The sequence below is a fragment of the Pseudomonas sp. BYT-1 genome, from assembly GCF_023611805.1.
GTDB classification, from domain to species: domain Bacteria; phylum Pseudomonadota; class Gammaproteobacteria; order Pseudomonadales; family Pseudomonadaceae; genus Aquipseudomonas; species Aquipseudomonas guariconensis.
In genome coordinates this window covers 2,157,631-2,182,108 of record NZ_CP072559.1, presented here as the reverse complement: position 1 = coordinate 2,182,108, position 24,478 = coordinate 2,157,631, and the positions used below count along the sequence as shown (strand labels likewise).

At 60.7% G+C, this 24,478-nt stretch carries 30 protein-coding genes; 2 read left to right on the top strand and 28 right to left on the bottom strand.

Annotated features, from left to right (window positions below):
- Positions 1-473: 473 nt before the first annotated feature.
- The 11 genes from J5X93_RS10145 to J5X93_RS10095 form a co-directional block, all read right to left on the bottom strand.
- Positions 474-992 (bottom strand): DUF2514 family protein, encoded by a 519-nt coding sequence (locus tag J5X93_RS10145; RefSeq protein ID WP_250034781.1) that lies wholly within the window; start codon positions 990-992, stop codon positions 474-476.
- Positions 989-1,477 carry a glycoside hydrolase family 24 protein gene (locus tag J5X93_RS10140; protein ID WP_250034779.1) on the bottom strand — a complete coding sequence of 163 codons (489 nt, stop codon included), beginning with the start codon at positions 1,475-1,477 and terminating at the stop codon, positions 989-991. Before J5X93_RS10140 ends, J5X93_RS10145 begins: the two co-directional genes overlap by 4 nt.
- 59 nt (positions 1,478-1,536) lie before the next feature.
- Positions 1,537-2,133: a tail fiber assembly protein gene (locus J5X93_RS10135; RefSeq protein ID WP_250034777.1), complete on the bottom strand. Its 597-nt coding sequence runs from the start codon at positions 2,131-2,133 to the stop codon at positions 1,537-1,539.
- Positions 2,134-3,222 carry a hypothetical protein gene (locus J5X93_RS10130; RefSeq protein ID WP_250033843.1) on the bottom strand — a complete coding sequence of 363 codons (1,089 nt, stop codon included), beginning with the start codon at positions 3,220-3,222 and terminating at the stop codon, positions 2,134-2,136. It lies immediately after the preceding gene.
- A gap of 16 nt (positions 3,223-3,238) precedes the next feature.
- Positions 3,239-4,258: a hypothetical protein gene (locus J5X93_RS10125; RefSeq protein WP_250033625.1), complete on the bottom strand. Its 1,020-nt coding sequence runs from the start codon at positions 4,256-4,258 to the stop codon at positions 3,239-3,241.
- Positions 4,258-7,308, bottom strand: a complete 3,051-nt coding sequence (locus tag J5X93_RS10120; protein WP_250342649.1) for a phage tail protein — start codon at positions 7,306-7,308, stop codon at positions 4,258-4,260. Before J5X93_RS10120 ends, J5X93_RS10125 begins: the two co-directional genes overlap by 1 nt.
- On the bottom strand, positions 7,308-7,706 hold the full coding sequence (locus J5X93_RS10115; RefSeq protein WP_250034773.1) for a DUF6950 family protein: 399 nt from the start codon (positions 7,704-7,706) through the stop codon (positions 7,308-7,310). Before J5X93_RS10115 ends, J5X93_RS10120 begins: the two co-directional genes overlap by 1 nt.
- Positions 7,707-7,708: 2 nt before the next feature.
- Positions 7,709-8,311, bottom strand: a complete 603-nt coding sequence (locus J5X93_RS10110; RefSeq protein WP_250034771.1) for a hypothetical protein — start codon at positions 8,309-8,311, stop codon at positions 7,709-7,711.
- Entirely contained in the window at positions 8,311-8,895 is a 585-nt protein-coding gene (locus J5X93_RS10105) for a hypothetical protein (protein WP_250034769.1), read from the bottom strand. The genes J5X93_RS10110 and J5X93_RS10105 overlap by 1 nt, the downstream gene beginning before the upstream one ends.
- A 15-nt stretch (positions 8,896-8,910) precedes the next feature.
- On the bottom strand, positions 8,911-11,580 hold the full coding sequence (locus J5X93_RS10100) for a phage tail tape measure protein (protein WP_250034767.1): 2,670 nt from the start codon (positions 11,578-11,580) through the stop codon (positions 8,911-8,913).
- Between the two features lie 61 nt (positions 11,581-11,641).
- Entirely contained in the window at positions 11,642-11,902 is a 261-nt protein-coding gene (locus tag J5X93_RS10095) for a zinc ribbon domain-containing protein (RefSeq protein WP_250034764.1), read from the bottom strand.
- 126 nt (positions 11,903-12,028) lie between these two features.
- Here J5X93_RS10095 and J5X93_RS10090 point away from each other — a divergent pair, with 126 nt between their 5' ends.
- The gene (locus J5X93_RS10090) at positions 12,029-12,748 is read left to right on the top strand and encodes a DNA translocase FtsK (RefSeq protein ID WP_250034761.1); all 720 of its coding nucleotides are present in this window, start codon (positions 12,029-12,031) and stop codon (positions 12,746-12,748) included.
- A gap of 125 nt (positions 12,749-12,873) precedes the next feature.
- On the opposite strand, the gene J5X93_RS10085 is transcribed toward J5X93_RS10090, so the two are convergent.
- The gene (locus J5X93_RS10085) at positions 12,874-13,056 is read right to left on the bottom strand and encodes a hypothetical protein (protein ID WP_082405739.1); all 183 of its coding nucleotides are present in this window, start codon (positions 13,054-13,056) and stop codon (positions 12,874-12,876) included.
- Positions 13,057-13,301: 245 nt separating this feature from the next.
- Here J5X93_RS10085 and J5X93_RS10080 point away from each other — a divergent pair, with 245 nt between their 5' ends.
- On the top strand, positions 13,302-13,547 hold the full coding sequence (locus tag J5X93_RS10080) for a hypothetical protein (protein ID WP_250034758.1): 246 nt from the start codon (positions 13,302-13,304) through the stop codon (positions 13,545-13,547).
- Here the strand turns inward: J5X93_RS10080 and J5X93_RS10075 are convergent.
- The 16 genes from J5X93_RS10075 to J5X93_RS10000 all read right to left on the bottom strand — a co-directional run bounded on the left by J5X93_RS10075 (position 13,525) and on the right by J5X93_RS10000 (position 24,455).
- Positions 13,525-13,704, bottom strand: a complete 180-nt coding sequence (locus J5X93_RS10075) for a hypothetical protein (protein ID WP_250034755.1) — start codon at positions 13,702-13,704, stop codon at positions 13,525-13,527. The two genes, J5X93_RS10080 and J5X93_RS10075, sit on opposite strands and share 23 nt — an antisense overlap.
- A 25-nt stretch (positions 13,705-13,729) precedes the next feature.
- Positions 13,730-13,885 carry a hypothetical protein gene (locus J5X93_RS10070; RefSeq protein ID WP_201775115.1) on the bottom strand — a complete coding sequence of 52 codons (156 nt, stop codon included), beginning with the start codon at positions 13,883-13,885 and terminating at the stop codon, positions 13,730-13,732.
- Positions 13,886-13,986: 101 nt separating this feature from the next.
- Positions 13,987-14,502 (bottom strand): phage-derived protein YdaY family protein, encoded by a 516-nt coding sequence (locus J5X93_RS10065; RefSeq protein ID WP_250034754.1) that lies wholly within the window; start codon positions 14,500-14,502, stop codon positions 13,987-13,989.
- A gap of 54 nt (positions 14,503-14,556) precedes the next feature.
- On the bottom strand, positions 14,557-15,726 hold the full coding sequence (locus J5X93_RS10060; protein ID WP_250034752.1) for a phage tail tube protein: 1,170 nt from the start codon (positions 15,724-15,726) through the stop codon (positions 14,557-14,559).
- A 74-nt stretch (positions 15,727-15,800) separates the two neighbouring features.
- Positions 15,801-16,238, bottom strand: a complete 438-nt coding sequence (locus J5X93_RS10055; protein WP_250034750.1) for a hypothetical protein — start codon at positions 16,236-16,238, stop codon at positions 15,801-15,803.
- A 17-nt stretch (positions 16,239-16,255) separates the two neighbouring features.
- Positions 16,256-16,660, bottom strand: a complete 405-nt coding sequence (locus J5X93_RS10050; RefSeq protein WP_250034748.1) for a phage tail terminator-like protein — start codon at positions 16,658-16,660, stop codon at positions 16,256-16,258.
- Positions 16,657-17,046 (bottom strand): HK97 gp10 family phage protein, encoded by a 390-nt coding sequence (locus J5X93_RS10045; RefSeq protein ID WP_250034746.1) that lies wholly within the window; start codon positions 17,044-17,046, stop codon positions 16,657-16,659. The genes J5X93_RS10050 and J5X93_RS10045 overlap by 4 nt, the downstream gene beginning before the upstream one ends.
- A 2-nt stretch (positions 17,047-17,048) precedes the next feature.
- A complete protein-coding gene (locus J5X93_RS10040; protein ID WP_250034744.1) occupies positions 17,049-17,432 on the bottom strand; it encodes a glutamate 5-kinase in 384 nt (127 codons plus the stop codon).
- Between the two features lies 1 nt (position 17,433).
- Positions 17,434-17,805, bottom strand: coding sequence for a hypothetical protein (locus J5X93_RS10035; protein ID WP_250034742.1), 372 nt, complete (start codon positions 17,803-17,805; stop codon positions 17,434-17,436).
- Positions 17,805-18,101: a hypothetical protein gene (locus tag J5X93_RS10030; RefSeq protein ID WP_250034740.1), complete on the bottom strand. Its 297-nt coding sequence runs from the start codon at positions 18,099-18,101 to the stop codon at positions 17,805-17,807. The genes J5X93_RS10035 and J5X93_RS10030 overlap by 1 nt, the downstream gene beginning before the upstream one ends.
- Before the next feature lie 42 nt (positions 18,102-18,143).
- A complete protein-coding gene (locus J5X93_RS10025; protein WP_250034738.1) occupies positions 18,144-19,112 on the bottom strand; it encodes a major capsid protein in 969 nt (322 codons plus the stop codon).
- Positions 19,113-19,121: 9 nt separating this feature from the next.
- Positions 19,122-19,868, bottom strand: coding sequence for a DUF6651 domain-containing protein (locus J5X93_RS10020; RefSeq protein WP_250034736.1), 747 nt, complete (start codon positions 19,866-19,868; stop codon positions 19,122-19,124).
- A gap of 151 nt (positions 19,869-20,019) precedes the next feature.
- The gene (locus J5X93_RS10015; RefSeq protein WP_250034734.1) at positions 20,020-21,096 is read right to left on the bottom strand and encodes a hypothetical protein; all 1,077 of its coding nucleotides are present in this window, start codon (positions 21,094-21,096) and stop codon (positions 20,020-20,022) included.
- Entirely contained in the window at positions 21,096-22,502 is a 1,407-nt protein-coding gene (locus J5X93_RS10010) for a DUF4055 domain-containing protein (protein WP_250034732.1), read from the bottom strand. The genes J5X93_RS10015 and J5X93_RS10010 overlap by 1 nt, the downstream gene beginning before the upstream one ends.
- A 2-nt stretch (positions 22,503-22,504) precedes the next feature.
- Positions 22,505-23,824 (bottom strand): phage terminase large subunit family protein, encoded by a 1,320-nt coding sequence (locus J5X93_RS10005; RefSeq protein WP_250034730.1) that lies wholly within the window; start codon positions 23,822-23,824, stop codon positions 22,505-22,507.
- The gene (locus J5X93_RS10000; RefSeq protein WP_250034728.1) at positions 23,799-24,455 is read right to left on the bottom strand and encodes a terminase small subunit; all 657 of its coding nucleotides are present in this window, start codon (positions 24,453-24,455) and stop codon (positions 23,799-23,801) included. Before J5X93_RS10000 ends, J5X93_RS10005 begins: the two co-directional genes overlap by 26 nt.
- Between the last annotated feature and the right edge of the window lie 23 nt (positions 24,456-24,478).

Sequence of the window (24,478 nt, the reverse complement as noted above, 5' to 3'; positions counted from 1 at the left end):
TCAACTAGAACAACGGCGTCTCACTCTCACGGAACGAGCCGTATCACCGGTCGGCCAACAAGCCACCATTAGCCGGCGAACGAGACCCTAACGCTGGAAACTGCCCCCTCCCACTAAGCGAGCGAAGCAACACTGCAGAAGCTAGCTCAGCACAAACGGTCACCAAACGGTCACCAGAAGCGATTTTTTGAAGCCCAATAAAAAAATATCACCCATAAAAAAATCCAGCCACTACTAAGTGGCTGGATTTTCTAGGGTTTTTTGGTCGGGACGGAGTGATTCGAACACTCGACCCCTTGCACCCCATGCATGCCAAGCCAGCTAAAGGCATGATACCACAGCATTTTTTGGCGCGCTCGCTGCAACCGACTGCCCATAGGTGCTCCCAAGCGTTCACGAGAGTCACGCATTTCTCACGCAGCCAAAGCTGCCCATCCCGGCGTTCTGCCGACCGATTCCTTTCCTTTATATAGCTACCCACCGTCACGGCGGATTCCATCCACCACCGCCTCGCACGCGAGCCCTGCTATTCGACTTCGCTCAAGCGCTTTCGCGAAGACTCCCGCCATTCGGTCAGCATCTTCAAGCAATCCCCCAAGCACTCCGGCGGCAGAGGTTCCTGCCTGGCGCTGCTGGGCAGCGATGGTATCGCAGGTTGCTCGATGGCCGGCCCGCAGGCGATCGATTTCGCCGCGCAGCCCGACAGACCGAGACTCAGCAGCAACAACCCTGCCTTCAAGATTTGCATACCGTTCATCTGCTTTCCTATCTGCTTCGTCCGCCACGGCCTGGCGACGTTGTTCTTCGGTTCTGGCCTGGGCGGCGGCGCGGCGGTCGCGCTCGGACACCTCAAGGCGGTAGTCGGCCAGTTCGCCACGAGCAGTGGCCGACTCGCCCTGGGCGACCGCCACCCGGTACTGCTGGCCGCCGGCGACCAGAACCAAGGCGATCAGCCACCAGCACCAGGCCGGGACCGAGCTCAGCCAGTTCACGCCAGCACCCCGCCCAGCTTCGCCCATTGCGCCAGCAGCTTGTCCAGGCGATGGGGGTTCTGCCCGTAGGTGTTACCCGGGAAGCTGGCCCATATGTTCGAGCACTTGGCGATCGCATCGGCAATGCGGCCGGCCTTGATGTCCTCCAGCGCACGACACTCGCGGATCTGCTGCAGCGCAACACGGTCCTGGTTCTCCGGAGTGAAGCCGCCCTGCAATCGCAGGCTCACGCGGTAGGCGTCCCAGTAGCGTGCCAGCAGCTGGTACCGGCCTGCTGCCGTGCTGGTAACCGGTTTTCCGTTGATGGGGAAAGTCAGCTTCTGACGTGGGTGATCCTGGTAGCCGGTGAACAGGCCGCGCCCGTAAAGGACGTTGTAGCCGTCATCGCTACCCTTGACGGTCGAGGTACCTTCCGAGAAGGCGATCAGGTCCAGGAACCGGAGCACGTTTGCGCCGCCGGCCTGGGCCTCAGTCAGTCGAGCCATGGTTTTCTCCAGGCAAAAAAATACCGCCAGGTGGCGGTCGGGGTTTCGTATGGTGCGAATCAGGCCGGCGGCGCTGGCCAGGTGATCTCGCTGGGGTAGCCAGGCTGATCTGGCAGGCGGTTCAGTGCCACGCGATAGCGCTTCCACTCCTTCAACAGCGCGGCCTCAGCCTCAGTGGCTTCATCCAGATCAACAGCGTCCTGCAGCGGAGCAATCGCCGAATCCGCCACAGCACGAAGCCGCGCCACCTCTACCGCCACATGGGACAGCAGCTGTTCAGCGGCAGCCTGCGCCTTGTCCTCCGCGGTGATCAGCTGCGACCAATCGATGACGCCCGTGGCCGAAGGCTGCGGCGCTGTTACTTCAAGACCCGGCAAAGTCACTGGCCCATCCGGAGGATCGATGATGTCGTCCGGGAACAGCGCCGATTGAGGAGCGTCGAGCGCATGCGGCAATCGCAAGGACACGATGAGTTTCCCGCCCTCCCGCTTTATCGGGTCGAGCACCCATTCGCTCGAGACGGCCTCAGCTGGCAATGTCGCCCCCTCCGGCAGCTGCGCAAAATCCAGCGCAACGTTGTTCAGGGTGAGCATGTCGCCCAGCCGGGATACGGAGAGCGTATTGTCAGAGAGGCCAGGGGATAGCTTGATGATCATCTACATATACCTTCCGATAGCGGCGGCGCTGATCACCACCGTGGGGCCAGCGGCGCGGGAAATGATGTCAATACCGCGCAGAGGTGCGGCGTTGGTTGTGACAGTGCCACCCAGAGCGGACCAAGATGCCCCGCTTCCGTGCCGGAATGCACCAGGGATCACTGTCGGCGGAGCTGTGAATACCGCCGGAAAAGTCCAAGACCGGACGCCCTGGTAAAGCTGCATGGAACCCGATGAGTACGACGAATCAATGGCTTGGTCAGTAACGCTGATGTTCAACAAGCAGATCTGCGTTCCGTCTGGGAGTCGGATGGCTGTGCCGTTGGCGTTCGTTACCGTCACGAAATCGGTCGCCTCAAGCAGTTTCGCCCATGCACCCCATGAGGCAGACGAGATTCGGGCGCGGCGATAGGCGCCGGCCGCAGCACCGGAAGACATAGCGAACTGCGCGCCCACGTTTGCCGAGCGCGAAATGTTGAAACCCATCGGTAAGTTGCCGGCTCCGCCGGGCCAGTCACTTGGCGCAGAATCAGCTGCCGCAAAGAAGCTGTTTGCTGCAATGGCTCCAATCAGGGCGCCCGCCGGCAGGTTGCCCGTCGCGTTATTGGTACGGCCGACACCATGGTCGCCAACCCTCAAAGATCGCCCAAGCGTGGAATCTTCAGTCGATGTCGTTGAGTCTGTCGTTGAGGCTGTACCCAAACCCAGGCCAAGACGAGCATCTGCCTGGGTCGTTCCCCCGGTGCCACCCTTCGCCACCGGTACCACGTTCTCAGTCGAAACAGTGCCCAGGCCAGCCAGCGTTGAGCCCCACTGGTTGGCGATATCGTTGAACTTGTCGGCCAAGGTCTTGGGGTAGCCCTGCAGCGGAGCAATGGCGTAGCTACCGCCGCTTACCGTGGCGCCCTGATAGGCCGGAAGAATGCTCAGCACGGTATTGCTGGCGATGTTGGTGATCTCATACCAACGACCGTCCGGGCCGAGAAAACCATCACCTACCCTGCCATTCGCTGAAAAGCTGGTACCGGTACCGGTCACCGTCGTTTGGCCAGCCGTGATCGCCACCTGGCCTGTTCTGTACCAAGGCATGGATTGCTCCTGAAAATCAAAGAGGACGCATTGGGCGCCCGGCGAATAAGGTCCGTCCGTTCACGCCAGAGGCATTCGTGCTTGAGGTGTATGAGCCTGAGTAGGCTTGAAGGACGTTTCGGTTGCCGACGAGAAACCCGGCAGGGTTGTCATAAACATTGGCGCCGTCATCGAAGGTTGAAAGCAGCGTTGAGGCCAGGAAGTAGTCATTGGCACTGCCGGTCCAGGGCATCTGGAAGCTCGACCACAACACCGACCCAATCACCACATCCGATCCGGCGACGCTGAAGCGATCTGAGGATGGAGCTCCACCGCTCAACAGGATGAGGTTGTCATTGCTGTTGAAGGTCCGTTCCCCTGAGCCGTTTCGAATCCTGATGCCGTAATCGCCTTCGGCCCCGCTGGGTGTGGCCGAGCCAACCATCCAGTGGACGGTGTAGAGGAGGTTGGCGAATGACCCACCAAACCAGCCATCCACGGTGAAGCCTGTCCAAGCACCTGGAGAACCGAGCACGCGATACTTGCAGACCATCATTCCGGTATCGGAACGCAGGAAGACGTATGGCTCTTCAATGGTGGTTATCGGCGCCGGGAAATTCCCGCGCCCGGTAGTGATGTAGTCGCCCGGGCCGCGCCGACCAATCTGGAACGATCCAGATCCGGCAACGCTCATGACCTTGTTGACGTTGTCGATCTGCACCAGGTTGTTGTCGTTTCGCGCCCTGATCCCATACTTGGTCGTTGCGTCTGGCGCATCGCCGTATGAGAGGACTTTGACGGTCCACTTCAAACTCTGCGCCCGCCTCAAATGAAGGGTCCCCGGGCTCCACCACGCCTCAACACCGCTGGACATATTCACTATCGGCGACTGCACCACAACAAACGAACCCGCCTTTATCTGCGGGATCGAGAAGTACTGGTCCCAGGCGCCATTCCCCTGCACCTGGGTCGTGTAGATCGACCGCAGTGGCGTCACCGATGTATCCAGCGTGATTGCACCGGACGCATCACGCGTCCGGCCACCGTATACCGCCATTAGGACAGCCTCCCCACTGCCGTACGCTCGACCCCATTGTTGTCGTAGACATACAGGCCGTTGTTGTTCAGCAGAATCGATCCATCGACCGATTGGCCTCGGATCGTGACGGCGCCAGTAACGAAATTCAGCTCAAGTAACGGCCTTCCTTGGGAGTCGACAGCCTGCGACTTCAGTGTCATTCCAACGATCAGATTCTGAATGAACGCCGAATTGATGAACGCCTGGCTGATAAAGACCTGCCCGCCCTGGACAACGAACGGCGAAGACAGCGTGCCGTTGATGCCGTTGACCACAGCAAATCGGTCGGCAGAAACCAGGAACTGGCTCTGCAAACCGGCCGGACCGTTCTCGATACCAAGGCCAATACCAGCGGCCACATACTGCCCCTGGGCATTCAGCTGCATCTTCACCGACCACATAGTCGAAAGCTTCCCGGAGGTATCCGCGAAGGCCGTCGATGTCTGCTGGATGGCGGCCGAGTTCTCGCCCACCGACACATTGAGCTGGTCGATCTTCTGCGCAGTTGCAGATTCGTTGGTCGCCACCACGCGCTCGAGCGACGTAATGTTTGCCTCATTCGTGGCCACCTTGGCATCGAAGGTGGTCAGCCGCTCGGCCATGGCCATGTTTTCGGTGGTCCGGACCCGCTTCTCTGTGGCAAGCGCCGCGGTGCTCTCCCAGCCCTTGAGCGCATCCGCCATGGCACCCGAACCGTCGTCATCCCGGGTCGAAGCGCGCAGCGCTTCAAAGGACGCCGCCTGGGCCGTGACCTTTCCGTCGACAGTGCTGATGTCCACGGTGTTGGTGGCCACTTGTTGGGCCAAGCCATTGGCCGTGACCAAGGATTGGCCCACATCGATCCAGTAGGTGGTGTTCGGCGGCGCATTCGCCCCGGACGAGTTCGCCGGCACAGCCTGCTTGGCCTGGTAGATCTTTCCGTCGGCGACAACCATCTGGTCCTTGGTGTAGGCCGAATCCTTGTCGTAGGCCGTCAGGCCGCCCAACGCATCGATCTGGTCCTGAAGGCCTGGGATCTTCTGGATCTCCTCGAGCAGGTCCTGACCGAGTTGTGTTTCCGTGATCTTCCCCGCGAGCGCTGCCAACATTGCCGTAACGTCGTTGGACGTGGATGCAGCAATCTTCAGGAATCCACTCACCCCGTATGCGTTGCGCGAGCGGATGAAGTAGTAGTAGTTGGTGAAGAACGCCAGGCCGGTGTGCGTCAGGCTGAGCCCCTGCCCCAGGTACTCGGCCTGATCTGCAGCGGCCTGCGGGTCCATGGTGTAGAAATACTCATAGGTTCCCCCGTTTAAGCCATGCTGCACGTTACTCGGGAACAGCGAGATGCTCTCGATGGTTGACTGCACAACGCAGGCCTCGGGCACGGGCGGGCCGTCGATGTTAACCGTGATGCTGGCCTCGCCCGACCGCGCCAGCGGCCCCAGAGCGGCCACGCTCATCGTGTAGTTGCCGGAGGGCAGCCCCGAGAACGGCAGCTGCATGGTGGTTTCCGGAACCTGGCGGGCCTGCACCGCTACCCCGCCCCGCCGAACTGTCACGGCATACCCGGTGACAACACCGAAGGGCGGCACCCAGCTCAACACCCCCTGGGTGATCTCCGCCGTCTCGTCCTGCGTCCAGGTGAGGCCCGCGGGCGAGCCAAGGCCGCCGGCTGGAAGGTTGATGAAGCCAATCGGGTTGTAAGGCTTGCCCACCGCATCGTCGAATTGCGCAGCATCGTATTGTTGCAACTGGGCGGTACAACCCTCATTGGCACCCATGCTCCAGTTGGTGACGATAAATTCGCCGAGCATGTTCAACGATGGGAGGTTTACCCGAACTGCACGACCCGGCCGGCAGTTATAGCCAAGAAAGTTCATCGGCACGTTAATGGTGCCGCCTGCGCGCCGGCGGCGCAGCTCGATGTTCGCAAGGCGCTGGGCCTGGTAGGCATCAGTGACGTAGGAGAAGGACAGCGTTTCTGCTGCCTCGCCGCCGTCCTCAATCACCCACTCGGCAACGGTGACCTCGGGATAGTCTGTCTCCGTCCATGATTGCGATGTGTCAATGAAGGTGCCGCGCACAGTATTGATCGCAGCATCATTGGTCGGCTCAGTGCTACCGGTAATGGTGCCAATCACCATGTCCTCGGTAATTTCGAAATCATACGGCCCGTAGTAGGCGCCGGCCTGGAACATCCAACGGCCACCTACTCGAATGGTCTTGCCGCCGCATGCCGCCTCAAGCTTCTGCAGCACATGGGTGCGCTGTTCGTCAGCACCGATCACGCAGCTGCTGCGGTACCGCGGACTGGTCGTGTTATCGGGGTTGGTGACAGATTCATCGCAGACGTTGGCGCCGCTGGCGAAGGTTTCGAAGACGATCTCATCGTCAGGGACGCCGCACCGATTGCGCAGGAACCACAGGATGTGCAGCGCCGTGTTCTCGGAGTAGACGGCCATGCCGGTACGAGGATCATAGATATCGTTGCGCCCGCGCACGATGAATCGCGCGTCTGGGATGCCCGACGGAAACTTCTCGGCGCTGTATTTAAGCGACAGGCGAACGAAGGACAGTCCTCGACCAATTTGCTCATCTTTCCAGTCCGGGCAGTTGGCTTTCAAGAAAGCGTTTACCTGGGTCGGATTGACGATCAACTCGTATGAGGCATGTTCGCCATACGTGCCGATCTCTTCTTCACCCAGATAGATTTTCTCCAGGGCATCGACTGGGCCTTCGCACAGAACATATACAAGATGGAGCCATTCTCCATTGGTCTGGCCGCCGACCTGTTCTTGAGCCCAGACCAGCACCCCACCAGTGCTGACGCGACCAAGGATGAAGCGTGCAGGAGCCTTGGACGAACGAACAGTTTGCGCAGACGGCTCGCTGTCCCGCAGCGGGGAGTTGGCATTGAGCTTTTCTTGCTGCTCGGCCATATAGAAGGCCAGGCCTGCACCAATTGCGGCGCCTACCGGACCGCCCTGGACAAAGCCAATCACAGCGCCAACAGCTACCTGAGCAATCTTCTTGACGCCACCTGCCATTATTCAACCCTCCAGACAGCAAGTGGGTCGCATACCACTCGGGCCACCCCGTCATCAGTCGTTGCCCAGAATTCGTTTGCCCAGTACACGGCCATGGACCGACCACCAGGCGCTTCGTACATGGCGATGTCGCCGCGCTGGATAAATGCCGGCGCGACTCGGGCGAAGCAGGCATCCCAGGCGGCCTCGAGACTGCCGTGCCGCGTCTTCAACGCCCGCTTCGCCCCTGCCTCGGTCTTGTATGTGCCGCGGTACACCTCTGCCGGGTCGGTGCCGCACACAGCCACTGCGCAGTCAGCCGCGAACAGGCAGCAGTCAAATTCACCCCATGAAAAAGGCCGCTCTAAGGCGGCCTTGATCACTTCGCTGAGGCGTGTGGTCCAGTCTCGGTAGCGCATAGCTATTTCCCGTAGGCGAACGTGGGGGCGTCCTTTTTGGAACCCCAATAGATGGGCCATTCGGACATCTGGGCGATGGCGTAAAAGAACCGGTCACCCTGGTGCCGGGCGCGGTGGTTCTCATCCGTGAAGCGCTCGGTACCCGTGCGACTCCACTCGGCCATCCGATCAACGATCGGGACGGTGATCTTGTTGCCGTCCTCACCGTTGCCGGCGTAGGAAAAGGTGGCGGCATCCATGCGACCGGAGAAAAGGATGTCGGCGGCATAGTTGCCTTGCTCATCGAACACCACGAAAAGGAGTTTGCCGGATCGGCCGCGACAACCGCGGATGTTGGTCTCGGTGATGATGTAGCTGTCCAGACCGTTCAGGGCCAGGTCGATGGACATGGGCGAATTCGAGTTGTCGCTCTCCTGCGACTGCCCGACCTCGCCGAATTGCCCTACCCCGAGGTACGTGATGCCGTCGATCACCAGGTCACCGGTACCGGTGTGTGCGTACACCGGACCATCCTCAAAGTCGAGCTGGCAGGCGTATACGCTGAGGAATTTACCAGTAGCGATGATATCGACCACGCTCTGGCTGAATGGAAACGTCGAGGGCATCAGAAGGCCTCCCTGAACTGGTAGCTGCCGCTGGCCACGACTGGCCGCACCGTCATGTTCCAGGTGTCCTGCGTCATGCGCATTTCCGAATATGGGTTGAGGTACTCGATAGGCGCCCCTGCTGTCAGGGTGCGCCTCATCCGCTTGTTCAGTGGGACGATGGCCTGACCCTGAGCGTTTGCGGTGACCGCTCGCACCACCTCGAACATCTCACCAGACACCGTTAGGTAATCGCCGGGTGAAAAAACCTGCACGCCTGGAGCGGCCCCGGCGACCAGCATCGACCGGGACTGTGCGACACCTGTTACCACAGTGAGGCTTCCAACGCTTTTCGAGCGCCGACGAGTAAGAGCCGGGAGGTTGAAAGTGCCGAACATACCGTCCAGTTCGCCAAGGAACGCCGAAAGCAGACGCTCCTGCGTCCGAGTGAGCAGACCGAAGGTCAAGGTGCACTGCCAGTACGCCCCTGGCTGACCCACGATCTGCTGAGCATTGGACAGCGTCGAGGTGAATGCCCGGCTGTTATTTACTATGCCCCATGTCATTTCAGACACGGGCAGCGATGCCGGCCATGCGAGAGCCATGCAGTACTCCTTGATCTATCGGTTGCGAGCGATCAGTTGGCGTGCTGGTCCGTTGGTCTTTAGGTCTCGCAGAACCAGGTTGTAGCCATCCTGAGCGCCCTTCTGGGCTGCCTGTTGGATGCGGGCTAGGGTTGCGTCGTCGGCTGTGCCTTGAACGCTGATGTGCTGGACGATAGGGGGTAGTCCAGTCAGGTTTGCAGGGAGCACCGAGGAAGACTGTGTTGCAATCGCTGCCGGCTCGACATAACCGCCACTGGCATACCCCTTCCTGTTGAGCCGATCGAGGTGGTCGCGCATTCCGGGCTGGCTGACGACCTCCTTGCGGACCACATACTCGCCGCCGTGGACGACACCCTTCGGTTCGAACTTGCCGCCATCGCCGGTATAGCCGCCGGCCGCGAAGCCAGACCGCGAAATCGTCTCGCTGAAACCGGTCATGGTGCCGCTACTGGCCGCCGCCGCGCCCCCTCCTCCGCTTAGGAATCCCAGGGCAGAGCCAAGGAAGCCGGCGGCCGCTTGGCGCACTTGAATCCGGATGAGGTCGGCCACCACTTGGTCAGCGAAATCCTTGAACGACAGCTTTCCTGTCTTAACGAAGGTGACCACGGCGTCTTCCATGTTGCCGAAGGCGTTGCTGAACAGGTTGCGAGTCTGCCCCGCAACGTCCCGGGCACTGTCCATGTAGTCCTGGAAGGCGCCGCGGGCGCCGTTGCTCCAGTCGGCCTGGGCCTGGTCGATCTGGGACCATCCCTCGCGCTGAGCAGCCACGCGCTTCTGCAGAAACTCGCGCTCGATGTCGATCTGCGCCTGCAGGTCCTGCCGCTGCTTCTCGCCTTGGGCATTGGCCAGCTCGGTCTGCAACTGAAGGATGCGGTTGTTGGTGTCCTGCTCGATCCGCAGGCGCTCCTGCATGCGCGCTGCGTCCTTTTGCCCCATGCCCACGGCATCAGCCTGCGCGGCGTACTCCATGCGCTGGGTGGCCAGCTGCCGCTCCATCTGCGCCCGGTACTGCTCGGCCTGGGTCAGGCCCTGGGCGCCCTTGATAGCCGCAGCGTAGTTCGTCGAGGCCTGCGCCAGCGCCTTGCCGTACTCCTCCTGGCTGATCTTGCCCTTCTGGAAGGTCAGGTCCAGCTGCTGCTGTTCCTTGGTCAGGGCGCGGGCGGCCTGGGATGCTGGGTCATACTGGGCGTAGAGGCGGGAGAAGGTGTTGAGCGATTCTGATAGCCCATTGCCGGTCGCAGCTTGAGCCTTGGCTGCCTCCGCAGCTGCTTTCTTGGACGCCTTCTCCGCTGCCGCCTTTGCATCCTTTTCTTGGGCGTATTTCAGAAGTAGCTTTTCTTGTTCAGGAAGCAGCTTCCCAAGCTCGCCAGCCTCAATTGCATACCGCACCCTTGCGGCTTCAGTGTTTTCGCCCTCGAGTGCAGCCTGTTTTTTCAGGTTGGCTAGAAGTTTCTCGTACTCAGCATTCACCTTCTTACCTGGATCATCCCCTTTCGGTGTCTGGAGAGATGGCTGCGCTGCAGTCTTCTGCATCTGCGCAACTACTGCCCTGACAGAGGCGGCTCGGCTCTCCAGCCCGGCAATTTCCTTGTCCAGTTCCTCGCGGCTGTAGAACTTGAACTTGAAGAAAACCGTATCACTCGAGTCGGTAGATGACAGCTTTGACCTCGCATTCTGCAGGTCTCGAATTCCAGCGAGAGTGACGCTGAGCTCATTGTTCAGCCCAGCCACTGTCTGCTTGTCGTCACGGAAGAAATCAAGGAACTCGCCTGAGTTGAACCTATCCATAGCCTCTGCCATGGATACGATTCCACGAGCCAGCCGGGCGCTGGCACCGGTAGCCTCATCAAGCTTCCCGACTGTCGTGACCAGCGAGTTGTTGAATGCAGTTATTGATTGACTGACCGTGACCTGAAGGCTGCCGCTGAGTTCGTCCACTTTGTCTTTCTGGCTCTGCAGCGCCTTGACGACAGCCTCGGACGTCAGCTTACCCTCAGCCCCCATGGTGCGCAGTTGCCCAATAGAGACGCCGAGACCACGCGCAATCGCCTGGGCGAGCGCTGGTGTTTGCTCCATTATGCTGTTTAATTCATCGCCGCGAAGGGTGCCAGAGGCTAGAGCCTGGCCAAACTGGACCATAGAGGCTTCAGCGGCCTGGGCGCTGGCGCCACTCAGTGCCACTGTCTTCGATACTGTCTCGGTGACGCTCTCCACGTCAGCAAAACTAAGCCCAAGTTGCCTCGCATTCTGGGCCACCCGCTGATACACCTCAGCGGTACTTTGGAGCGACTGTCTAGAGTTCTGAGCAACCCTGTAAACGGAATCCTGAGCAAACGCTAATTGCTCCGTGCCTTCGGTCACAAGCCTCAGGCGGTTCGTAAGGTTGGTGTACTGCTCTGAATACTGCGCGATCTTCGAAACGCTGAACGCTGCAGCAAACGGGGCGGCCAGCCCACCAACCACACCGAGGAGCTTGTCGGTCTCGGCAGCGAGGCCGCCGACCTTTCTCGAGCTTGCATCAGATCTTCGGCCTGCACTTTCAATGGACGCCCCAGCTTTATCCATTGCCGGAGCTACACGGTTTCCAGATGACTCAAGAGACTCGAGCTCTTTTCTCATAGATGCTGCGTCACGCTGCGCGCCGCGTGAGTCGATGGTTACGGCAAGGCGCGATTCTTGAGCCATGCAATATCTCCAGGCATAAAAAAACCCGCGCAAGGCGGGTTTATATTCGTTCGGTCTCAGGTCACTCTTGGACCGGCTCTAGGTCAGACTGGCAGTGCTTGCACTTGATTGCTTCCCTTTGGACAACCTCGGCGCAGAATGGGCACTTCCGATAAAGGGAGGAGACACCAAACTTCCTGGCGATCTCGATACTCTTCTGCTCGTCCACCCCCAGCGGGTTTGCCAACCATACTGCGATAAGCCCGATGGCGGGGAAGACAAAGCCCAGGATGAACCAGCCCACAGGGTTTCTGCCCTTCTGCTTTGCGAAATAGGCAGTCACGCCAGCTACGCCAGCCAGATGATGAACAGCTCCATGAACCCTCCTTGTTTGATGAGGGCAATCTACCATTTCACGGTTCGCATGGGTTAGCCTTGTACCCCGGAAATGGCTTAGCGGGTTACCTTCGTGAATTGGATCAAGCGTATTTTTTCACCGAAGCGCGCGGACAATGTCACCGATCAGCCCGTGGAAATTTCGGACATTGATGACGACTTGTACCCCAAGGCGGTCCAACTTGTACTAAAAAACAAAACAGCCTCGGTATCGCTCGTCCAGAGGGGGCTGAAAATAGGATTCGCTCGTGCAAATCGCTTTATTGAAACCATGGAAATAGACAGGGTTGTCAGCTCTATAGGCGCTGACGGGCGTCGACATGTCATCTATCCTGGCCAAGCATCTGTGACGCCTCAACAGCCTCCCGCTACGCCGGTTAAGCGCCCAGATGCCGACAGCGCGTTCGATCGTGAGCACTATTTTGTGCCCTTTCCATTCCTAACCACGCCGTACTCGGACCTCGTCCTTGTTGGTACAAAATGTTATCTAGGCGACAAGACATACGAAGAGCTTCTTGCTCGACGCGGTAGATGGGTTCCTTCCACAAAGGAAGGGAAGATTTCCGACGCATTCACCCATACGGATATAGGCCAACTTGACCTGGCCATTAACGATTACATCAATTTCCTGATTCGAGTCCGATCTGTCGCTGAAAGCGATGTCCCAATCTCCAGCAAGATTGAAATGTTACGCGCAATCTCAGAGCTGACTGGATCTGAGGGGCATAGCTATTCTGAATTTGTCCGCGCCCATGGAGGATTCAGCCACTTCATTGGAAAGCTGATCGGCTGACACCATCGGGCGGGCTTTCCACACCTGAGCTATGGGGCCACTATGCGTGGAAGCGCCGGGGCCGGGAGTGAGCCAGATGCAAAAAGCCCAGCGCAGGGCTGGGCTTCAGGCATACCACATCGACGTTAAAGAGAACGCAATTCTGTCAAAGCTTTGGCAATGCAGTATGGAATAACTGCGCAAGCCAGCCCCATCGCAGCGGAGGCTGCTTCCTGCGGGGCGCTGGTCGCCATATGGATACCGCCATAACCGATTACTGCCCCAATCAATGACATTATGATGGTGACGATCCACATGAACTTGGCCACTTACATACTTCCTTTGCTGTTTGGCCAAGGCGGAAGGCCATCGGCGCTTGAAGCTCGCGAATCTACTTCCTCTGAGCATGGAGTGTCAATTTGCCACTATTCGGCCTGCCCACCCATCCACCCTGGACGGAAAGCCAGTACGTGGGCTGGACCGGGGCGTAGTAGCGTTGTGCCTCCCAACGAACCGCCCCGGTCCGTTGCCGGAAAGCCTATGGACCGGGGCACCGTGACCAAAAGGACTACCAATGACTCAAGCAGAGTTAAACCAACAGCTCATTGATGCGGTGAACGCTCACGGAGCTGACCTGCAGAACCTCAACTGTGTGATAGCTGGCCTTGTTCACCAGCTTGCCGCAACGCAGGGAAAAGAAGGCCTGGAAGGTGCAAGAAAGTTTGCTCTCCAAGTCGCAGAGGCAATTCCTAAAAATGGACCAGTTCGGCCTAACCCAAAGGTCATTTCTGAGTTTTTCAGCGAGCATCCTCTGGCTTGATGCCGAGTTTTTTCTCGACCCGGGAGAGTCGCTCCTCGACGACGAGCAACTCTCTCGGGCCCTCCTTCATTTCCTTCAAGTCGATGGCGAATTTGCCAGCCTTCACGATGATCTGACTTTCAGGCACCGCGACAGATCCCGGTTCACTCTGATACATACCCCTCTCCTGCGGCCTGGCCGCGTCAGTCGTTGCTGTTCTGCTCCGCCCAGTTGGCGCGGAATTCTTCATCCAGGGCGAACACCACGGCCTCGAGCTCGTCGCGATCGATGGCGGTCGGGTGCCGGGCCAGGTACTCGCTCACCATGCCTGCGGTGATCGGCGCTGGCGCGGCCATCATGCCGACGTACTGCCGTGACCTGCTGATCGCGTTGTAGGCGTCGAGCAGCTGGTCAGTGATCGGATCAATCTCCGGGGCTGGCGGAACCGCGGCTACGCCGCTCAGGCGCTCGCGTTTCCAGCGCTTTTTCTCGTTTTCTTCGCCCGCCCAGTCGCGGCCCCATCGGTAGACGGCGAGAGCTTTCCCACCGACTCCTTGATGCGCTCCTCGACGCGGTTGGCTATGTCGACTCCGGTGCGCAGGGCCAGGAAGTAGACGCTCGGCATCTGCTCGATCAGGGCCTTGCCCAGTTCCGGGGTATACGGCGCAGGCTCACCCGGGCGATCAGCCACGTCGACGCCCTGCCAATCCTTGATCAGGTGGTGCGCCACCAGGTCCATGTAGAGTTCGTCGTCGACCTCGATCTCGGCCTGAGGGATCTGCGCAACGCTGAACTGCTTGGTGCCGACGCCGGCCTGGGAGTCGACTGCCGCCAGGTGCCGGTTGATCAGCGCGCGGTGTGATCGGTACAAGGGGTCAGCGGCGGAGCCAACCAAGATCTTGGCGCCGGGCGCGAACTCCACCCAGCGCTGGCCGTGGAGGTCCAGCTCAGGCTTTCGAGCGATGGTGAATCCCATGGGTTTCCTCTGCGGTAAAAGGCCCGACACACCGCAGGGCGTGCCGGGCAATGGTTACGCCGTGACAGTGATCGCCGCGGTGCCTTTTTTGGTGCCATCCACGGTGCTGGTGGCGGTGATGGTCGCGGTGCCGACAGCCACACCGGTCACGACGCCGGTGGCGCTGACGGTGGCCTTGCTCGCATCGGAGCTGGACCAGGTAACGGTCTGGGTCGCGCCAGCCGGGGCGACGGTAGCGGCCAAGTTGGTAGTAGCACCAACGGCCACGCTGGCGGTCGATGGGGCCACGGTCACACCAGTAGGCGCCGGCGGTGCCGGACGGCGGGTGATGGTCGGCGACACGCGACGGGCAGTGTAGGTCAGCTCCACCTGGATGATGTCGGTGGCTCCGCCATCCGGCCAGGAACCGCTGATTTCCATCTCCGGGATTAGGATGTCGTAGGCGCCGTCGGCATTGCCCAGAGTGAATTCGAAGCTGATCGCATCGCCGGTCTGCTGCTTCTTCCACAGCTCGTAGGCCGTCTTCGACCAGCTCAGCGTGATGCTGCCCGACGGCGTGAAGGTGGTCGGGATGATATTGCCGGCAAAGGGGTTTCCGTTGCCGATACAGCGCTGGGTCTGGACGGCATTGTCGAACTGCAGGTTGAAGGTGTCGACGCAAACGTTGTTGTCGCCGACCTGCACCCCGTTCAGCTTGAGGCCGGAGACGTCCTTGAAGCCATAGCGGCGCTGGAATGCTTCGGCCACCGGCGTGAGGATGAAGTTGGTGTCGTCGCCCTTGTCCTGCCAGCCGGTCGCAGCAAAGCTGGTGGTCACCTCGATCTCGCCGTCATTCGGCACTTGGATGTTCATTGTGGCGACCTGGGCGCCGGTGGCCTTGCCGGCGATGCCGACGTCCGCGGCATAGTAGCCTAGGCTAAAGCTGATCCGGTCGTTACCCATGGTCAGGACGTTGTTGTCCCAATCCTTGCCGAAGCAGGAGGCCATGAACTCGTCCAGCGCGCCAAAGCGCATCTTGGTACCGACATCGCCTGCCACGTCCACGGTGGTCTGGGCGGTACCTTGCGACATGCGGTCTTCGCCGATCTCATTGTTCTCGGCGGTGTTGTAGCTGGGGCCGACCCCGAAGCTGGTACGCGTCAGCACGTTCCAGGGGCCCGGCGGGGTGATGCCTGGCGTGACTTCACGAATCCAGGCGGTTGCAACCTTTGCACCACTCGACATGGCGTGTTTCTCCTATCAATAGGCGTAAAAAAACCGCCATGTGGCGGGCTTTAAAAGGGTGGATTCGGCACTGCTCAGGCGCCCTTCCCCAGATCCTTGAGAACCGCTTGGTAGCCAGATCGAATGCCAGTCGTTACTGCCTCTTTGATCTTCTCCGCTAGGTCGGCCGCAAGATGGGTTTCAGCGATGCTGATGTTCAGCTTATGAAGCACTTCATCAACCCCCAGTTCCACCCCAGCAGCAAAGTACCGCCCGCGTTCATCGCGACTTAACTTCACTGTCCCGCGCGCCGCATCGACGATCACTTGACCGGCGATGCCTTGCTCACTGCCTTCTGCCCTGCTTCGCAGGGTGATCGAACCGCTGGACAAATCCAGCTCTACCAGAGGGCGCCCGACCTCATCCGAAGCCTTGGAGCTGAGTCTCACGCTCATCGTGGCCTCACGAACCATGGCCTCGTTGATATAGGTGACGCCGTCGACCACGATGAATGGCTTGCTGTTGCTCTGCATAGCTTCTCCCGCTGACCTCAGTAGGCCCGGTATGGAATGGACAGGTTGACTTGGTACCAGCCGTGACCATCGTCGCCGATTGTGCTGGCAGAGGCCGCGTAACACTCGAATGGACCGGCTGGGTCGCTGTAGAACTGGAAATGCTCGACCAGCGTATCGGCGGCCTTGGTAATGGCCAGCGTCCCTTTGTAGCTGGGCACGAACAGCTGGACGATTATGATTCCGGTGCGACGCACGCAGGGGCCGATGCCGACCTCCGGTGCGCTGGATAGACCCGGCACATCGGAAAGCCTGGCCCAGATCGGTTTGCCGGTTGGGTCGAATGGCGCGCTGCTGTTCGGGTAGTCCACCGCATCAGGCGGTATGCCCGCCCACTGTTGCATGCGCCCGATCACGATGGCGCGAATCTGTTCGAAGGTCATGAGCTGTACTTCTGCGCGACGCTATTGAATGAAACGCCGTAGATCCCGGCAGGGGCTTTCTTCGAGTGGCCATCTTCGAGCGGGACGGCATATGGCAGATTGTTCTGTATGAACACTTGGGTAAACGGCGCCAATCCACTCATGACCGACAATCCGCGATCGAAGGTTTCATCACTATCCGGATCGACCGCGGCTGAAACCGCGTAGACCGGCGCGCCGATGCTGACGATGTTATTGCCCCTGAACCTGCCAGTGTCGACCGGAGAAGCCAGCAGAATGAGCTGAAGTATTTCAGCCGAGATCGTGCGCACTCGAAGGGCTAGCTGATCCTCAACAACGCCAGCAAACAAGCTTGGCGGCGTGCTCCATCCCCTGCTTTTTGCCATGGCTATTTCCTCAGCTGCAGTCGGTAGGTGGCCGACGCCGGGTCGGAGCGCACCGACTTGACCAGGTAGACCACCTGCTTGGACCGGTCCATCAGGTCGGACGCGGTGATCTTGTGCCCAACGTCCGGGGTATCGGTGACCTCGTTGGCAAGCGCGGTGAGGCGCAGGTCGCCGACCAGGATGTTCACGTTGTCGATCCGGCTATCTTCGTAGCGGGACAGCACGCCTCGGCCCGTGTACGTCACTGGCTGGGCCGTCGTGGTTTCGTTGACCGGATCCCACACGCCAGGACCCATGTACTCGCCCGTGAAGGCCAGCACCGCGTCGGCCAGGTCCGTATTGAACGCCTGGGCCAGGTCGGCCTGCAGTTCATCGCGAAGTCCCATATCAGCCCCTCACGATTTTGGTCTGGCCGCTGCTGTTCAGGTAATGCGCCAGCAACGCCAGGGCGAACGATTCGCCAGCGCTGATGGTGCGGGAGGTTTCCGAGTAGGTTTTGCTGCTGGAAACCCCGTCAGCGTTGACCGACTTGCTAAGCACGCCGGTCTCCTTGCTGCCGTAGATGTTGCCGGCGGCTGCCTCCCGGGCGATCTCGGCGCCGGCCTGAATTACGTCGTCCGGTACCGGATCGAACTCAGGCAGGCCGAGATTGGTGAGCCAGGTATTGGCCATCAGCACCGCCCTGGCCTTCTGGTCGTCGGGCGCCCAGGTCGGCCCAAGCAGGGCGTCTACCTGCTCGACGGTGATGTAGATGGTCATTACTTGGCCTCGTCCAGCAGCTTCTGCAGGTCTTCCGCGCTCGCGTCAGGACTGAACTGCACACCCTTCTCGCTCAGGGCGGCCTGCAGCTTTGCCTTCAGTTCGGCTGCTTCAGCGGCCTTCTTGTCGGCAGCCGACTTGCCAGCCTTCGAGCCTTTGGTGTCCTTCAGCGGCTCCGGGTGCTCGTAGCCATCGGGCGCGAAGCGCGCATCGATGATCTTGTACCCCTTCTGCCGCAGTTCGGCCTTTCGCTCAGGGCTGACCGGGTGTTTCTCGTAAATCACTTTCTCGCTCATGGCGATCTCCTGGGGAAGGCGCCCCGGAGGGCGCGGTACCGGTTACTTGGTGGCGTCACCGATGGTCAGCACGCCGGCCGAGGCCTTGATGCTGTTCGCCACCAGATCCCAGTTGGTGCCGGTGGACAGCTCGGCGTTGGTCGGCGACTTGCCGCCGTTGGCGGTGTCCCAGGTGTAGCCCTTGAGGCCCAGGCCAAAGGTGTAGTCGGCCTGCATGGTGGTCTCGATACGCTCCTTGCCGTTGGAGGTCTCGATGTTGGTGATCAGGTCGGAGCCATCCATCACCACCGCGGCGCCGTCGGCCAGGCTGAGCACCTTCTGCTTGTTCGGGGTGCCGGCCTCGTACAGCGCAGGGGCGTCGGTGATGATCACGGCCTTGCCGAGGATGTCGACCACCTGCACGCCGGAGAACTGGAACAGGCGCTCGGCGTTGGCGAGGTTCTGGCCGACCAGCTTGTGATACATGGCACCGGTCATGACCTGGGCCACCAGGCGCTGCGAGGCGTCACCGAACAGGGCGTGAGCGTTGTTGATCGCGACGTAGGTCACGCCAGCGGTCGCCGAAACGTCGTTGGTGGCGGTCGGCTGGTTACCGATGGCGGCAGCCAGGGCAGAAATTGCGGTGTTCAGCTGGTCCGCCATGATGGCTTCGGACAGGTTGCGGCTGATCACTTCCAGCGCTTCTTCCGGGTTCTTCTGGACCCAGGACAACTGGGAAGGCTCCCAAAGGATCGGGCCGAAGCCGCCGGCAATCTTCACCGAGTCGTACTGCTTTTGGGCCAGCGGGGTGGACGCCTGGGCGCCGTTGGCAGCGTAGCGGTCGACACGACGCTGGGCGCCGTGCAGACCTGCCCAGAACGATTCCTGCAGGAAGTCGCCGTCGATGCCCTGAGTAGTCAGGCGGATGGCACCGGCCGAGGATGCGTTGAACTTCTCGACATCCTGAGCCAGGGTCTCGATGGTGGTGCGCTTGAGGTATTCGTTGAACACCTTCATGTTCGAAAGGGCCATTGGGCCTCCTTATTCGCTTGCGGTCAGGCCCTTGATGGCTTCCAGGCGTTCAGCCTTGGTGCCACCGAAGTTGCCCTTCGTGGTTTTGTGCTGGCCACCGCCGTTCGGCGCGCCGCCGCCATTGGCGCCGGAGCTCTTCAGGATGTGGTCGCGATGGGGGTACTGCGAGACGAGGGTTTCGAGCGCTTCGTTGAAGTCGGCCAGTTCGCCAGGGCGAGCGCGGCTGAAGATCTTCTGGCCCTGAGCGTCGTACGCGACGACCTTGCCTTCCTCGATCTTGAAGTTGCTGCCGAAAGCGGCCTGGACCATGTCAGCAGGAACAGCCATTTTCTCGGCGATAAACTGCGAGCGCGCGAAGCTGCCGCCGATTTTCTCGGCATACAGTTGCTGCTCGAAGGTCTGCGCCTTGGTGTTGGCTTCATCCAGCTGGGTTTGGAAGGCCTTGCTGATTTCACCCTTCACCTTCTCGATTTCGCCGGCATCCACCAGCTTCTTGGCGTCGAGGTTGGCGACGATCTCTAGGGCTTTCTTGGCGGCCGCGGCATCTTCGATGCCTTCGAAGGCCTTCACGGTCTTCTCGTAGCCATCGGCACGCTCACGATGCGACTTGGCCTCGGCGTTCAGTCGAGTAATGGTGTTGCGGGTGCCCACAGCATCGAAGGCGACCTCTTTACCATCGTCCTCAACGTAGACCGGCTTGCCATCCTGGATCTCTGCGTATTGCTTGCCATCCACTTCAACAGTCTTGAGTTTCATTTCGTCTCTCTGGGCCATCCGGCCTGTTGGTGAGCCATCCGGCCCCAGGTCGCCCCGTCCATCCGAACCGCAGGCATGAAAAAGCCCCGCACTGGGCGAGGCTTTGCAATTGCGCGCCACGAAATGGCGCTTTGGTGTTTTGTGGCGCGGACTACAACAGTCGATCCCGCAGCTCATCGAGCGTCAGGAACTTGCCTTTGTCGTTGTAGAAGTCCTGCAGCTTCAGCTTGTCCTGGCGCAGCAGCTTCCCCCGCTCCGGGCCGAGGATTTCGTCCTGGCGGGCGGCAGGCTGGCGTGCAAGCCATTGAGCGTACGTGGTCTGCTGCGGTACCTGCCCGTCCATGCTTGCACGGGTCGCCGCGTCGCTGATCCCGAGCGCTAGGACGCTCTTTAGGATTGGCAGCTTGGTCGAGCGGCAGCAGAAGTGGATACGGCCCGGGCCGGCCAGCCACGGCACCTTGTGCCCGATGGGCTGATAGGTGCCCAGCGTGTACGGCAGGCGGTCGCGGATTCGGCAGGTCGTCGATGTCCGGTTATCCAGCGTGCTCAGCCATTCAACGTGGCTGATGATGTCGCTGTTGGCCTCGAACGCCTTGTCGCTGGCGGTTTCCGCCGTGCTGGATACCGCGGACCGGACAACCGCCTCCACCTCCCGGCGAGACCTCTGCAGGATGCCGTCAGCGTACTTCTCAGCCTTGGTGCCCATGATCTGCCGGACGATCTCCGGCGTCATGCGGCCCTCAAGGACCCCGGACCGAACGGCATCTCGGATCGACGCAGCGCGGTCAGCCTCGATGCCCGCCATCCACTCGCTCAGCAGCCGACCTTGGAATGGCCTTGCCAGCGCAATGGCGCGTACCTGGCTGAACTGCGCCACGACAACCGGGAATCGCGCCTGTACAAGCTCAGGAACAGCCGCTGTAAGCGCGCCAGCCTGGAACGCGATCTCGTAGCTTGCTACGCCATCGATGACGCCTGTGATCGCCTGCTGCAGGCTAAAGAACGTCGATTGATTGATCCGCAGCACGGGTGCCAGGGCAGCATCGATCGCCGCAACCGACGCGCCTGCATCCAGGCTGTCGATGGCAGCAATGAGCGCTGCCCTCAGCTCAGGGTCTGAACTGTTCAGAATCCTGATGATTGCCACAACCTGGCTGTTGCTCAGCCTGGACAGGTCGACCTCATGCCCGATCAGCTCGCTCAGCAGCTTCTCGTTGGCCGTCTTCATCACAGCGTACCGAGTGCCGGGCCCTGGGCCTCAATCTTCGCCAGTTCCTCTTCCCAGTCGTATTCATCGCTGATCACGCCGCGCCGCTGCATCTCGGTGAATAGCGTCTCCTTACTGATCATCCCTGCATTGGCCATGGACACCAGCGTCGGCAGCGACACCTCCGGCATGTAGTCGACATCGAAGTTGCCGCGCATCTCGACGGTTCCGCCATCGCCCAGGCCGCGATAATCGGCCATGAACTGGAGCAGCTGCGCCAGGCAGTCGGCGAAGTGGTGCGCCATGCGTGCCAGCGGGGACAGTTCCTGTGCCGCCTCCTCCTCCGCCTGGGTGGCGGTCTTGGTGGCCGTCTTGTCCGGCGTCAGCAGCTTGGCCCCGGCCATGCGCATCTCGTTGATCAGGTCCTGCAGCGCGGTGCGACCCGCATCGACGGCCTGGCCGGTGTGCTCGACGTACTTGAGGTCGCCGTCCTTGGGCAGATCGGTCAGCTGGCCTGTGCCCACCTTGAACTCTGGAGGGATCACCTTCCCCTGATTGTCGAACTGGGCCTGGATACCGATGCGCACCAGGATCGGCACACGGATAACGTGGAGGATGTTGTCCTGGTCGCTCTGGCTCTGCCAGTGCTTCACGTTCAGGTGCGCCAGCTCAATCAGTGGCGGCTTGGCCGTCATGAAGCCGGTGCGGCCGGTGTAGAAGGTAACCCAGGGGATCGCGACCAGGCTGTTGATGCCTTCCTCGTGCAGTTCCCAGGTGCCGCCAGATGCGGCCTGCTTGCCACGCACGGCCTTGGCCGTCCTGCGATAGGTTCGCCAGGCGCCCGGCTCCAGCACGCGAATCTGCTCGACGCACTTGGAGCCGAATTCCCCGTCTTCCTCCTCGACCACCTCGATGTAGCGGACCATGGTCAGCACACCGCCCTTGGAGCGCCAGCCGAGCACTTGCTCAGGCCTCACCATCACAACGTAGGGGCGCACACCAGCGGCCTGCTCGTCGGCCTGGGTCTTCAGTTCACTCGCTGGCGGGTGATCGACGAAGGCGTGACACAGACCATGGCTCAGGCCCTCGGTGAAGAACCCGACCGCCCAGGAGTTCAGATCATTGCCCGCGTGGTCGATGTCCTTGGTCATCTCGACAATGGCCTCTGGCACATCGTCGCCCACCTGCAGCGGCTCGGCGAACACTCGGGAGGTCATGTTACCCACGGTCTCGGAGTACGCCGGCAGCAGGGTCGAGAGGCGCAGGCGCTCTTTGTAGGCCTCGTCGTCTTCGGCGGGGTACTGCGGCAGCAGGGATTTCCCCGCCGCACGCATCGCCATCGTCCCGCCCATGAGCGGCGAGATCACGGCCCAGTAGGCGCGCATCGCGTCGACAGCGGGCAGCGTGATGCTCGGGTTATCGCTCATGGTCACATTCTCAGGGATTGGCTTGTGGTCGTCGCCACGTTGATCGGGTATCGCTTGGCGATGAAGTAGCCGGCGGCGTCATTCATGTGGTCGTGCCCCTTCTTGGGGTCTTTGTCCGGGTCGCCATGCTTGTCGTAGGTCTGCCGCTCCAGGCACAGCGTCAGCTGCGGGCATTGGTCGATGTTGACCTTCAATCGGCGCTCGCCGTAGCCGTTCAGCAGCATGGCATTGACCGAGTTCACCCGGTCTTTGACGCTGGGGTTCTGCGTGTCCACGATCACCGTGAATCCAGCTTTGCGCAGCAGGGACAGGTCCGACTCGCTGGCGTTCTTGCTACTGGTGTTCTGGCCACTTGCGTCGGGATAGACCGCTATGCCGTGCCCTGGGAAACGCGCCTTGATCTTCTCGATCATCTCCGGCGTGTCACGAACCGAGTGGAACTCATCAAGGGCCAAAGGCAGGCCATCGCGGACGACATAGACCACCGCGGCCATCTTCATGACGTTGAAGTCCATGCCGATGTGCAGGGCCTCGCCAGGCTTGATTCGCTCGCTGGTGCGGCTCTCGCTTCGGCTGAAGGTGTAGTAGACGACCCCGGCGTAGTTCTCGAAGCTGGCCTCATACTCCTGCCGGAATGTGCGCGGGTCCATCTTGCGGCGCGCCGCGTCTAGCTCCTCAGCCGGAACATTACCGCCCTGCAGTGAGGTATAGAGCCAGCTCTTGTGGTCTGGCTCGCCACCTACCTGGCCGTCGCGGTATGTGTCGAAGCAGTGATTGAAGCCCTTGGGGGTGCCGATGCGCAGCGCATGACCGCCCTTGCATTTGCCAATACCGGGCACGACGTATTCGCAGGTGGACAGCATCGGCCGCAGGACTTCTTCCCAGGCAGCCCACTTGCAGTCAGCCCATTCGTCCACCAGCACGAAAAACAGGCCGGAGCCGCGCAGGTCGTCGTAGTTCTCCAGGCCGACACAGCGAATCAGGTGACCGCTCTTGAGCGTGATCAGCATGTCCGACTCGTTCGGCTTGCACTCCCGCCACTCTCGCGGGATGGCCTGCTTCAGTCGACGCCAGAACACCCGTCGGGCCTGCTTCTGGGTCGGAGCCGCGTACCAGATCTCATCCTCGACGCTCACGCCCCACTCCGCAGCCAGCCGGGCCGCGCGGCGCATCTCTGCCTTGCCGAGGAAGGTCTTGCCGAATCGACGGCCACACACCGCATCGCGGAAGCGGGCATTACGCTGGAATCCCCATACGTAGATGTTTGCCTGCTTGGGCGTCAGCTTGACCGGCGCCTCATAGGTACGGGGTAGTCGGGCCATCTTCGTCAGGACTCAAGGTGTACTCGGCCTGGGCGAACTCGCCCTCAACCTCTTTTGGCGGCTCAAGCTCGCGGCGCAGCTTCTCGTTGGTCAGTCGCTTGTTCTCAACCTCGATTCGCTTCAGCTCGACATCCAGGTCAGCGTGCCCGGGAGCAGTGAACATCCCAAGGTGTCGGCCGATATCGACCAGAGCACCTTTCTTGTCGTGCAGCTTGACCTTCAGGCCGTCGCGCCCCTGAGAAACCTCAGCGATGGCGGCAGCCGTGTCATCGTCAATCTCGGTGGAGTCGATCAATGCCAGGCCGTGATACGGCACCATGTCTTCAGCGCCTTCATCATCGGCGTCAGCCATGCGCACCATGCTCTCGCCCCAGCGGACTACCTTGCGGATATCACTGAAGCCGATCTTTGCCAGCTCCCGCAGCACCATGTCCTGGGTGATTGCCACCCTGCCGGAGCGCGCCTCCATGCCAGCTTGGATGGCCTGCTGAATGTCAACATTTGTCAACAGGCGATTCCCGGCCTGGCGGGCGGTCTTTGCGCTGAACCCAGCGCGGATAGCGGCTTGCGTGGCATTCAGGTCGATCAGGTATTCGTCGACGAAGCGCTGCTGTTTTGCTGTCAGCGCCATAGGAATTCCTTGAGACTTTGGTG

Bases quoted from the DNA above. Each gene is read 5' to 3' on its own strand.
- J5X93_RS10140 (WP_250034779.1), bottom strand. From the start codon at position 1,477: ATGGCTCGACTGACTGAGGCCCAGGCCGGCGGCGCAAACGTGCTCCGG.
- J5X93_RS10135 (WP_250034777.1), bottom strand. From the start codon at position 2,133: ATGATCATCAAGCTATCCCCTGGCCTCTCTGACAATACGCTCTCCGTA.
- J5X93_RS10130 (WP_250033843.1), bottom strand. From the start codon at position 3,222: ATGCCTTGGTACAGAACAGGCCAGGTGGCGATCACGGCTGGCCAAACG.
- J5X93_RS10125 (WP_250033625.1), bottom strand. From the start codon at position 4,258: ATGGCGGTATACGGTGGCCGGACGCGTGATGCGTCCGGTGCAATCACG.
- J5X93_RS10120 (WP_250342649.1), bottom strand. From the start codon at position 7,308: ATGGCAGGTGGCGTCAAGAAGATTGCTCAGGTAGCTGTTGGCGCTGTG.
- J5X93_RS10115 (WP_250034773.1), bottom strand. From the start codon at position 7,706: ATGCGCTACCGAGACTGGACCACACGCCTCAGCGAAGTGATCAAGGCC.
- J5X93_RS10110 (WP_250034771.1), bottom strand. From the start codon at position 8,311: ATGCCCTCGACGTTTCCATTCAGCCAGAGCGTGGTCGATATCATCGCT.
- J5X93_RS10105 (WP_250034769.1), bottom strand. From the start codon at position 8,895: ATGGCTCTCGCATGGCCGGCATCGCTGCCCGTGTCTGAAATGACATGG.
- J5X93_RS10100 (WP_250034767.1), bottom strand. From the start codon at position 11,580: ATGGCTCAAGAATCGCGCCTTGCCGTAACCATCGACTCACGCGGCGCG.
- J5X93_RS10080 (WP_250034758.1), top strand. From the start codon at position 13,302: ATGACTCAAGCAGAGTTAAACCAACAGCTCATTGATGCGGTGAACGCT.
- J5X93_RS10075 (WP_250034755.1), bottom strand. From the start codon at position 13,704: ATGTATCAGAGTGAACCGGGATCTGTCGCGGTGCCTGAAAGTCAGATC.
- J5X93_RS10070 (WP_201775115.1), bottom strand. From the start codon at position 13,885: ATGATGGCCGCGCCAGCGCCGATCACCGCAGGCATGGTGAGCGAGTAC.
- J5X93_RS10065 (WP_250034754.1), bottom strand. From the start codon at position 14,502: ATGGGATTCACCATCGCTCGAAAGCCTGAGCTGGACCTCCACGGCCAG.
- J5X93_RS10060 (WP_250034752.1), bottom strand. From the start codon at position 15,726: ATGTCGAGTGGTGCAAAGGTTGCAACCGCCTGGATTCGTGAAGTCACG.
- J5X93_RS10055 (WP_250034750.1), bottom strand. From the start codon at position 16,238: ATGCAGAGCAACAGCAAGCCATTCATCGTGGTCGACGGCGTCACCTAT.
- J5X93_RS10050 (WP_250034748.1), bottom strand. From the start codon at position 16,660: ATGACCTTCGAACAGATTCGCGCCATCGTGATCGGGCGCATGCAACAG.
- J5X93_RS10045 (WP_250034746.1), bottom strand. From the start codon at position 17,046: ATGGCAAAAAGCAGGGGATGGAGCACGCCGCCAAGCTTGTTTGCTGGC.
- J5X93_RS10040 (WP_250034744.1), bottom strand. From the start codon at position 17,432: ATGGGACTTCGCGATGAACTGCAGGCCGACCTGGCCCAGGCGTTCAAT.
- J5X93_RS10035 (WP_250034742.1), bottom strand. From the start codon at position 17,805: ATGACCATCTACATCACCGTCGAGCAGGTAGACGCCCTGCTTGGGCCG.
- J5X93_RS10030 (WP_250034740.1), bottom strand. From the start codon at position 18,101: ATGAGCGAGAAAGTGATTTACGAGAAACACCCGGTCAGCCCTGAGCGA.
- J5X93_RS10025 (WP_250034738.1), bottom strand. From the start codon at position 19,112: ATGGCCCTTTCGAACATGAAGGTGTTCAACGAATACCTCAAGCGCACC.
- J5X93_RS10020 (WP_250034736.1), bottom strand. From the start codon at position 19,868: ATGAAACTCAAGACTGTTGAAGTGGATGGCAAGCAATACGCAGAGATC.
- J5X93_RS10015 (WP_250034734.1), bottom strand. From the start codon at position 21,096: ATGAAGACGGCCAACGAGAAGCTGCTGAGCGAGCTGATCGGGCATGAG.
- J5X93_RS10010 (WP_250034732.1), bottom strand. From the start codon at position 22,502: ATGAGCGATAACCCGAGCATCACGCTGCCCGCTGTCGACGCGATGCGC.
- J5X93_RS10005 (WP_250034730.1), bottom strand. From the start codon at position 23,824: ATGGCCCGACTACCCCGTACCTATGAGGCGCCGGTCAAGCTGACGCCC.
- J5X93_RS10000 (WP_250034728.1), bottom strand. From the start codon at position 24,455: ATGGCGCTGACAGCAAAACAGCAGCGCTTCGTCGACGAATACCTGATC.